The organism is Paenibacillus sp. sgz302191 (assembly GCF_057749925.1).
This window is the reverse complement of record NZ_JBYLHY010000129.1, coordinates 1-296: the sequence shown is the minus strand read 5'-3', so window position 1 is coordinate 296 and position 296 is coordinate 1. Positions and strand designations below refer to the sequence as shown.

At 55.4% G+C, this 296-nt stretch carries 1 protein-coding gene; it reads right to left on the bottom strand.

The genetic code is table 11. The features are described 5' to 3' along the window. Nucleotides 1–296 (bottom strand): transposase (locus AC3G2T_RS38910; protein WP_488438840.1); only part of this gene is annotated, 296 nt, incomplete at both ends.

Below are 296 nucleotides of genomic sequence, written 5' to 3'. Positions count from 1 at the left end.
TCGCTTATGAATTCGTTCTTGTCTTGTACGCGAATCTTAGGGAAGGTGGTACGCATCTTGTGGACGACGCAGTGCTGCACGTCTGCTTTCGGATAAGCCTCACGAAACGCCTCTTCCAGCCCCTGTAGGCCGTCGAAGACACCTAACAAGACATCGGTTGCGCCGCGTTGCTGCAGGTCTTTAAGTACGTCACGCCAGCCATTAGAGCTCTCTTGACCACCGATGTAGAAGCCGAGAATGTCCCGGTAGCCCTCCTCGCTGATCCCCATGGCAAAATAGACGGCTTCCCCGGCGAC